We start from the raw sequence: 1,716 nt of genomic DNA, 5'->3' as shown, positions 1-1,716 counted from the left end.
GAGCGGTGAACGAGCAGGAGCAGGCCTCGTCGGAGGCCACTGGAGACTCAGCGGAGCGGAGCTCGACCGTTGATCCGGGAGACGCAGCGGAGCGGAGATCGACCTTCGACGTCGGCGAGCAGGCGGTCATCCCGGAGCTGCCGCGTCTGCTCTCGCGGGTGCACTTCATCGGTGCCGGCGGAGCGGCGATGAGCGGGATCGCGCGCATCCTGCTCGCCCGGGGCGCGGCGGTGTCCGGCTCCGACGCCAAGGACTCGCGGGCGCTGCTGGCCCTGCGGGCGCTCGGGGCCGAGGTCGCCGTCGGGCACGACGCGTCCAACCTCGACCTGCTCCCCGGCGGGCCCACGGCGCTGGTCACCACCAAGGCCGTGCACCAGGCCGACCCGGACAACCCCGAGCTGCTCGAGGCCGCCGCGCGCGGCGTGCCGGTGCTGCACCGCTCGGCGGTGCTGGCCGAGCTGATGGCCGACCACCGCGCGGCCTGTGTCTCGGGCAGCGCCGGGAAGACCTCGACGACGTCGATGCTGGTCGTCGCGTTGCAGGCCTGCGGCGCCGACCCGTCGTTCATGATCGGCGGGGACCTGCTGGCCTCGGGGTCCAGCGCCCACCACGGCCACGGCGACGTGTTCGTCGCCGAGGCCGACGAGAGCGACGGCTCGTTCCTCGCCTACTCGCCGGCCGTCGCGATCGTGACGAACGTGGAGCCCGACCACCTCGACCACCACGGCACCGCCGAGGCCTACGTCGCGGTGTTCGACGCCTTCGCCGCGCGCATCGAGCCGGGCGGCTGCCTCGTGGTGTGCGCCGACGACCCCGGGTCCGCCGCGCTCGGGGACCGCGCGGAGGCCGCGGGCGTCCGGGTCCGCCGCTACGGCCGGGCCGCGACCGGGCCCGACGACGTGATCGTCCTCGACTACCGGCCGGAGGCCTCGACGGGTCTGCTCGAGCTCGCCGTGGGCGCCGACCGCCACCAGCTGCGGCTGAGCGTCGCGGGGGAGCACCAGGCCCTCAACGCCTGCGCCGCGCTGCTCGCGGGCCTCGACCTCGGCGCGCCGCTGCCGCGGCTGCTCGCCGGGCTCGCGTCGTTCACCGGCGTCCGGCGCCGCTTCGAGCTGCGCGGCCAGGCCGCAGGCGTGCGGGTCTACGACGACTACGCGCACGCCCCCACGAAGGTCGCCGCGCAGCTGCGGGCGGCGCGCCCGGTGCTGGGGGAGCGGGGGCGCCTGCTGGTGGCCTTCCAGCCCCACCTGTACTCCCGCACCCGGGACTTCGCCGCCCAGTTCGGGGAGGCGCTCTCGCTGGCCGACGAGGTCGTCGTGCTCGACGTCTACGGCGCTCGCGAGCAGCCCGAGCCCGGCGTGTCCGGGGCGCTCATCGCCGACCGGATCGACCTGCCGCCCGAGCGGGTGCACTACGAGCCCTCCTGGGCCGCGGTGCCCACCCTGCTCGCGGAGCTCGCCCGGCCCGGCGACCTGGTGATCACCATGGGCGCGGGCGACGTGACGGTGCTCGGGCCGGAGGTGCTCTCCGAACTCGAGCGTCTCGAGGCCCCGGCCGACGCCGTCGTCGGCGCGGGCGCCGACCACCCGGGGAGCTGACCCCTGCCCCCCGCCCCACGCCGGCGCTCCCCGCGCGGCGGCGCCGCCGAGGGCGGGGACCGCCCGGCGGGCGCGCGCGGCGCCTCGGGCGGGTCGGCCTCGCGGCGGGCCGGCTCGC

Annotated in this window: 1 protein-coding gene; it reads left to right on the top strand. The window is 77.2% G+C overall.

Features of this window, described 5'->3' with window-relative positions:
• Window positions 1–188: 188 nt before the first annotated feature.
• Window positions 189–1,598, top strand: coding sequence for a UDP-N-acetylmuramate--L-alanine ligase (gene murC / locus AC0CYZ_RS26795; RefSeq protein WP_472221044.1), 1,410 nt, complete (start codon window positions 189–191; stop codon window positions 1,596–1,598).
• Window positions 1,599–1,716: the final 118 nt, after the last annotated feature.

The sequence above is a fragment of the Actinomycetospora sp. genome, assembly GCF_055612215.1.
The sequence above is the reverse complement of the archived record's forward strand: the minus strand, read 5'-3'. Positions and strand labels throughout refer to the sequence as shown.